This window comes from Arthrobacter sp. 2YAF22_2, assembly GCF_052114645.1.
Taxonomy (GTDB): Bacteria; Actinomycetota; Actinomycetes; order Actinomycetales; family Micrococcaceae; genus Arthrobacter.
This window is the reverse complement of record NZ_JBFRFD010000187.1, coordinates 1-6,258: the sequence shown is the minus strand read 5'-3', so window position 1 is coordinate 6,258 and position 6,258 is coordinate 1. Positions and strand designations below refer to the sequence as shown.

Here is a 6,258-nt window from a genome sequence, read left to right as displayed (position 1 = left end):
GTTGTAGGGCGTGCCGACGGCGTCCGCGATGCTCTGCGTGGTGAGCAGCTCGCCCTCGGCCGCGGCCGCGAGCACCATCATTGCGCGCAGGCTCACGTCCGCGAAGGCGTTGATCTTCATGGCACCGGCCTGGTCTAGTCCACCCAGACAGCGGGTTCGCTGGTGTCGGCGGAGAGCTCGCCGAACGCCAGCTCGTTGGTCGCCGGGTCCGCGCCGTAGGGGAGCACCGCCGCGAAGACAGAGCCGTCCTGGTGCTCGGCGGCGACGTGGATCGCGTCGGAGTCCTCCTCCAGCAAGGTGATGTCGCAGACGATCGCGGCGGCGCGGAACTCGTCACGGTGCTGACGGAGCAGTTCGGTGAGGTCATCGATCATGCCGTCGGCGTCGAAGTCGGCTTCACTGTCCTCGGCCGCGTCGGCCGGGGTGACTGCGACGAGGCGGACCTCGCCGTCGTTTTCCACCACCAGGGCGAACGGCAGGAAGCCGCCGTTGCGCTCCAGCTGCTCCTGGGCCGCCCCGACGCCGGTGCCCAGCAGATTCTCCAGGTCCGTGGCGCTGGAATCCGGCACCGAGCCCCGCCAGGAGTCCGCGGCAGGGTCGGCCGGCTGCAGGATGGTGCCCCGGCCTTCGGCTGATTCGGTCATCGCCATCAGCCCCGGACCAGGGCCAGGACCCGGTCGCGGACGCGTTCCATGATGTCCAAGTCCGTGGCCTCCACGTTCAGGCGGAGGAACGGTTCGGTATTGGACGGGCGCAGGTTGAACCAGTAGCTGCCGTCCGCCGCGATGAAAGTGCTGCCGTCAAGGTGGTCCACCTCAACGTCCTCTTCCTGGAAGTCGGCGCGGACGCGCTCCACGGCCCCGGCCTTGTCCTCGATTTCGGAGTTAATCTCGCCGGACGACCGGTAGGGCTCGTATTCCCGGCCGAGTTCGGACAATGGCCCGTCCTGCTCGCCGAGGGCCGCCAGGACGTGCATGGCGGCCAGCATGCCGGTATCCGCATTCCAGAAATCGCGGAAGTAAAAGTGTGCCGAGTGCTCGCCGCCGAACACCGCACCTTCGGCCGCCATGACGGCCTTGATGAAGGAGTGTCCCACGCGCGTGCGGACGGCCCGGCCGCCGTCACGGGCCACCAGCTCGGGCACAGCCCTCGACGTCAGGAGGTTGTGGATGATAGTCGGGTTGTCCTCGCCGTTGGCGATGGCCCGGGCAATCTCGCGGCGGGCCACCATGCCGGTGACGGCCGACGGCGAAACCGGCTCGCCCTTCTCGTCGATCACGAAGCAACGGTCGGCGTCACCGTCGAACGCCAGGCCGATGTCCGCGCCGTGCTCGACGACGGCGGCCTGCAGGTCGCGCAGGTTTTCCGGTTCCAGCGGGTTGGCCGGGTGGTTCGGGAAGGATCCGTCGAGCTCGAAGTAGAGCGGGATGATCTCGAGCGGCAACTTGGCCAGCAGCGTGTCACCCAGCACGGCCGGGGTGGTCATGCCGGCCATGCCGTTGCCGGCGTCGACTACGACCTTGAGCGGACGGGACCGGCTGAGGTCAACGAGGCTGCGCAGGTACTTGGAGTAGTCCTTGAGCACGTCGCGCACGCTGATCAGGCCGCGGGTGCCGTGCGCCGGGATGGTGCCGGCGTTGAGGTAGTCCTCGGCCAGGGCCTGGATCTCTTTCAAACCGGTTTCGGAGGAGATCGGCACGGCTCCGGCCTTGGCCATTTTGATGCCGTTGTACTCGGCGGGGTTGTGGCTCGCGGTGAAGGTGGCGCCGGCGGCGTTCAGGGCGCCGCAGGCGTAGTACAGCTCGTCGGTGGAGATCAGGTCCAGCAGCTGTACGTTGGCCCCCCGCGTGGCCGCGCCGCTGGCAAAGGCCCGGCTGAACTCAGGGGAGGAGGGGCGCATGTCGCCGCCGACCAGCACGGTCTGCCCGGCCAGGTCCAGGACGTCGACGAAGGCAGCCCCCACGGCCTCGACGATTTCCGCGGTGATGGATTCGCCCACAATCCCGCGCACGTCGTAGGCCTTGAAGGAAGCCGAGAGGTCAAAAGTCTTTGTCTGGTTGCTAGTCACGCTGACCATCTTACGGGGCCGCGGCCCCGGGCCGGCTGGTGCCGGAGGCGTATGTGGACAGCGAATCTCCACATACGCCTTCGCCCGCTTCGCGGCTGTCGGAGGGGACTGGGATACTGAAGCAATGGCCAATAACCAGAACGCTGCAGTCCTTTCCGCTTCCGAATCAGCTCCCGCCGGGGCCGGCGGGACGCGTGACCAGGCCCAGACAGTGCTGCGCGAACTGGTGGGACATCCGGGGGCCGAATTCCACGACGGCCAGTTCGAGGCCATCGAGGCGCTCGTCGACGGCGGCCGCCGCGCCCTCGTCGTGCAGCGCACCGGCTGGGGGAAATCAGCTGTGTACTTCGTCGCGTCGCTGTTGCTTCGCCGCCGCGGTGCCGGCCCCACCCTGATCGTGTCCCCGCTGCTGGCCCTGATGCGCGACCAGGTCGCCGCCGCCGCGCGGGCAGGCGTCCGGGCGGTGGCCATCAACTCGGCCAACCAGCTCGAATGGGACACCGTCCGCGAACAGCTAGCGGCCGATGAGGTGGACGTGCTCCTCGTCTCCCCGGAGCGGCTGACCAATCCGTCGTTCCGCGAGAACCAACTGCCCGAACTGGTCCGTCGGACCGGCCTGCTGGTGATTGATGAGGCCCACTGCATCTCGGACTGGGGCCATGACTTCCGCCCCGACTACCGGCGGATCGCGGACCTGATCACCCAGCTGCCCGACAGCGTGCCGGTCCTGGCCACCACGGCCACCGCCAACTCGAGGGTGGTGCACGACATAGAGGAACAGCTCGGCGAGGGCGTGCTGACCATCCGCGGCGCCCTGGGCCGGGAGTCATTGCGGCTGGGCGTCCTGCGCCTGCCCGACTCCCGGGAGCGGCTGGGCTGGCTGCTCACGCACCTAAAGGACCTTCCCGGCAGCGGCATCATCTACACCCTCACCGTCTCCGCCGCCGAGGACACCGCCCGGCTCCTCGCCGAAGCGGGCCACGAAGTGCTCGCCTACACCGGCCGGACCGATCCCGCAGACCGGGAACGTGCCGAACAACTGCTTAAGGACAACCAGGTGAAGGCGCTCGTGGCCACCTCGGCCCTCGGCATGGGATTCGATAAGCCGGACCTCGGTTTCGTGGTGCACCTCGGCGCGCCCTCCTCCCCGGTCGCGTACTACCAACAGGTGGGACGTGCCGGCCGCGGGGCCGCGAACGCCGACGTGCTGCTCCTGCCCGGCTCCGAGGACCGGGACATCTGGCAATACTTCGCCACTGCCTCGATGCCCTCGGAAGAAAAGGCCGCCGCCGTCCTGACCGCCCTCGCCGAGGCAGGCACGGCAGTGTCCACCGTGGCACTCGAGGCCCGGGTGGATCTGCGGCGGACGCCGCTGGAACTGCTGCTGAAGGTGCTGGCCGTGGACGGCGCCGTCGAACGCGTGGGCGGAGGGTGGCGTTCCACCGGCAGGCCGTGGACGTACGACGCCGAGCGGTACCGCCGGATTGCCGAGGCGCGGGTGGACGAACAGGACTCCATGGTCATCTACCAGGACACCGCGGGCTGCCGGATGGAGTACATCACCTCTGTTCTCGACGACGAGACGGCCCGTGCCTGCGGCCGTTGCGACAACTGTGCCGGCCGGTGGTTCCCGGCCGACATCGCCACCGACGCGACGGCCGCGGCCGGCGCGACCCTGAGCCGTGCCGGGACGGTGCTGGAACCGCGGCTGCAGTGGCCCAGCGGCATGGACCGCCTGGGCGTGAACGTTAAGGGCAAGATCAAACCGGAAGAAAGCCTGGCCAACGGCCGCGTGCTGGCCCGGCTGACAGACCTGGGCTGGGGCGGAGCCCTCCGGGAGACTTTCGCTGCCGGCGCCCCCGACCGGACCGTGGACCAGGGAATGCTGCGCGCCTGTGTGCAGGTCCTGCGCGAGTGGGGCACCGGCGACGCCCGCACGCCCGGTTGGAGCGGCGCGGGCCGGCCGGCCGCGATCATCAGCATCCCGTCCCGCGGCAAGCCCGAACTCGTGGAGTCGCTGGCGCGCGGCATCTCCGAGATCGGCCGGATCCCGTACCTGGGCCAGCTGCAGCTCGCCCACGGCGGCCCCACGGGCGGCCGTGGCGGCAACAGCGCCTACCGGCTCGCCGGTGTCTGGGACCGCCTCGTGGTCGGGCCCGAACTGGCCGCGGCGCTGGACGGCATCCAGGGCCGGAGCGTCATGTTGGTGGACGATCTGGTGGACAGCCGCTGGACCGTGACCGTGGCCGGACGGGCGCTCCGACTCGCGGGCGCCGGGGCTGTGTTACCGCTGGTCCTCGGCCAGGCCGGCTGAACCGCGGGGCTGCCCTGTTCGGGCTCACGGCCGGGCGTTCGGCGGTTCCGATTCGAGCACGGCCATGGCCGCGTTGTGGCCACCGATGGCGCTGACGGCGCCGCCGCGGCGGGCGCCCGAGCCACAGAGCAGGAGCTGCGGGTCATCCGTGGCCACGCCCCAGCGCTGAGCCGGGGTGTCCCGGGGAGCGTCGTCGTCCACGAACGGCCAGTCGAGGCCGCCGTGGAAGATGTTGCCGCGCGGCATGCCGACGGCGCGTTCGATGTCCAGGGTGGTCTTCGTTTCGATGCATGGCCGGCCATCCGGACCAGTCAGCAGCAGTTCCTCGACCGGCTCGGCCAGGACACTGTTGAGGGAACGCAGCACCGCCGCCTGCAGCTCCGCCCGACGGTTCTCGTTGTTTTCAGCGGTGATCAGCCGGTCCGGGACATGCAGGCCGAACACGGTAAGGGTCTGGGCACCGGACTCGTGCAGTTCGGGCGACAGGATACTGGGGTCGGTCAGCGAGTGGCAGTAAATTTCGCACGGCAGGGGTTCCGGGACGGTGCCGGCAGCGGCGCTGAGGTAGGCGGCGTCCAGTTGGGCCCAAGTTTCGTTGATGTGGAAGGTACCGCCGAACGCAGCCTCAGGGCTGACGGCCGCGTCCCGTAGACGCGGCAGCCGCCGGAGCAGCAGGTTCACTTTGACCTGGGCGCCCTCACGGAGGTGGTTCGGATTTTGCGCGGCGGGCGGCCACCCTGCACGTGCCGCGGTATCAGTTCCAGTTGCGGTGGCTGGGCCCGTTCCGGTCGGCGCTTCGTGGCGCAGCCGGTCCAGGACGACAGGGGCCACGTTCGACAGGACCCAAGGGGCAACAGCGGTGTGGTCAGCGCCGGCGTGCCGGTAGCCCACCACGCCGCCTGGGCGGACCGACGTGACCTCCGCCGACACCCGGATGGTTGCTCCGGCCTCGCGGGCGGCCCGCTCAAGCTCACCGGACACTGCACCCATCCCGCCGACCGGCACGTCCCAGTCGCCCGTCCCGCCGCCGATCAAGTGGTACAGGAAACAGATGTTCTGTTGGAGGTCGGCGTCGTCGGCGCGGGCGAAGGTGCCGATCAGCGCATCGGTCAGCACAACCCCGCGGACCAGCTCGTGCCGCACTGCCTCGGTGACGGCGTGTCCGATCGGCTGCTCGATCATGTTTTCCCATGCTTCCCCGGCCCCGGCCCGAAGCGCCAGGGACCTGGCCTCCGAGCGGGTGGGCAGCGGGGAGGTCATCGTCGGCCAAAGTGCCCGCGTCAGCTTCCCGCAACTGGCATAGAAGTCGGTGAAGCCGCGGAAGTCGTCTGGCGCTCCGATCCCAGCGAAGGAGGCGTCCGTGGCGTAAGGGTCTTCATTGTCGATCAGGAGCGCCTGGGCCGGGTTGGCGGGGACCGGCGTGTACGAAGAGTACCTCCGCCGCGCGAGCGTGATGCGGAGGTCGAGGTCGTCGATGATCTGGCGCGGCAACAGGCTGACGAGGTAGGAATAGCGCGAGAGCCGGGCCTCGACGCCGTCGAACGCCTGCGCGGATACGGCGGCCCCGCCGGGGTGCGCGAGCTTCTCCAGCAGAAGGACCTTCCGTCCGGCCTTGGACAGGTACGCTGCCGCGGCCAGGCCGTTGTGGCCGCCGCCGACGATGATGGCGTCAAATGCGTGGTTGGTCGACATGCGCCCATCCTGCCATCTGGACGCCGCCGACCAGCGGCAGGGCCGGCGGCGGGCGTTTCGACCATCTTCGCCGGAGGTGAGGGAGCATTCCCCGTATACCCGCCGGAGGTGAGGGAGCGTKCCCCTCGTACCCGCCGGAGGTGAGGGAGCGTKCCCCKCGTACCYGCCGGAGGTGAGGGAGCGT

Annotated in this window: 4 protein-coding genes and 1 pseudogene; 1 reads left to right on the top strand and 4 read right to left on the bottom strand. The window is 69.6% G+C overall.

Translation table 11 applies throughout. The annotated features are described in order from the left end of the window. From AB4Y86_RS09470 to AB4Y86_RS09460, 3 genes and pseudogenes are all read right to left on the bottom strand, one after another. Positions 1-120: pseudogene (locus AB4Y86_RS09470) on the bottom strand (Rrf2 family transcriptional regulator); the annotation flags it as partial. Between the two features lie 14 nt (positions 121-134). After that, on the bottom strand, positions 135-644 hold the full coding sequence (locus AB4Y86_RS09465; protein ID WP_441401989.1) for a hypothetical protein: 510 nt from the start codon (positions 642-644) through the stop codon (positions 135-137). Between the two features lie 5 nt (positions 645-649). Continuing rightward, positions 650-2,068, bottom strand: a complete 1,419-nt coding sequence (locus tag AB4Y86_RS09460) for a phosphomannomutase/phosphoglucomutase (protein WP_441401988.1) — start codon at positions 2,066-2,068, stop codon at positions 650-652. 124 nt (positions 2,069-2,192) lie between these two features. Between AB4Y86_RS09460 and AB4Y86_RS09455 the strand changes: the two genes are divergently transcribed. Beyond that, positions 2,193-4,382 (top strand): RecQ family ATP-dependent DNA helicase, encoded by a 2,190-nt coding sequence (locus tag AB4Y86_RS09455; protein WP_441401987.1) that lies wholly within the window; start codon positions 2,193-2,195, stop codon positions 4,380-4,382. 24 nt (positions 4,383-4,406) lie between these two features. Here the strand turns inward: AB4Y86_RS09455 and AB4Y86_RS09450 are convergent, their stop codons facing one another. Beyond that, the gene (locus AB4Y86_RS09450) at positions 4,407-6,074 is read right to left on the bottom strand and encodes a phytoene desaturase family protein (RefSeq protein WP_441401986.1); all 1,668 of its coding nucleotides are present in this window, start codon (positions 6,072-6,074) and stop codon (positions 4,407-4,409) included. Positions 6,075-6,258 lie beyond the last annotated feature (184 nt).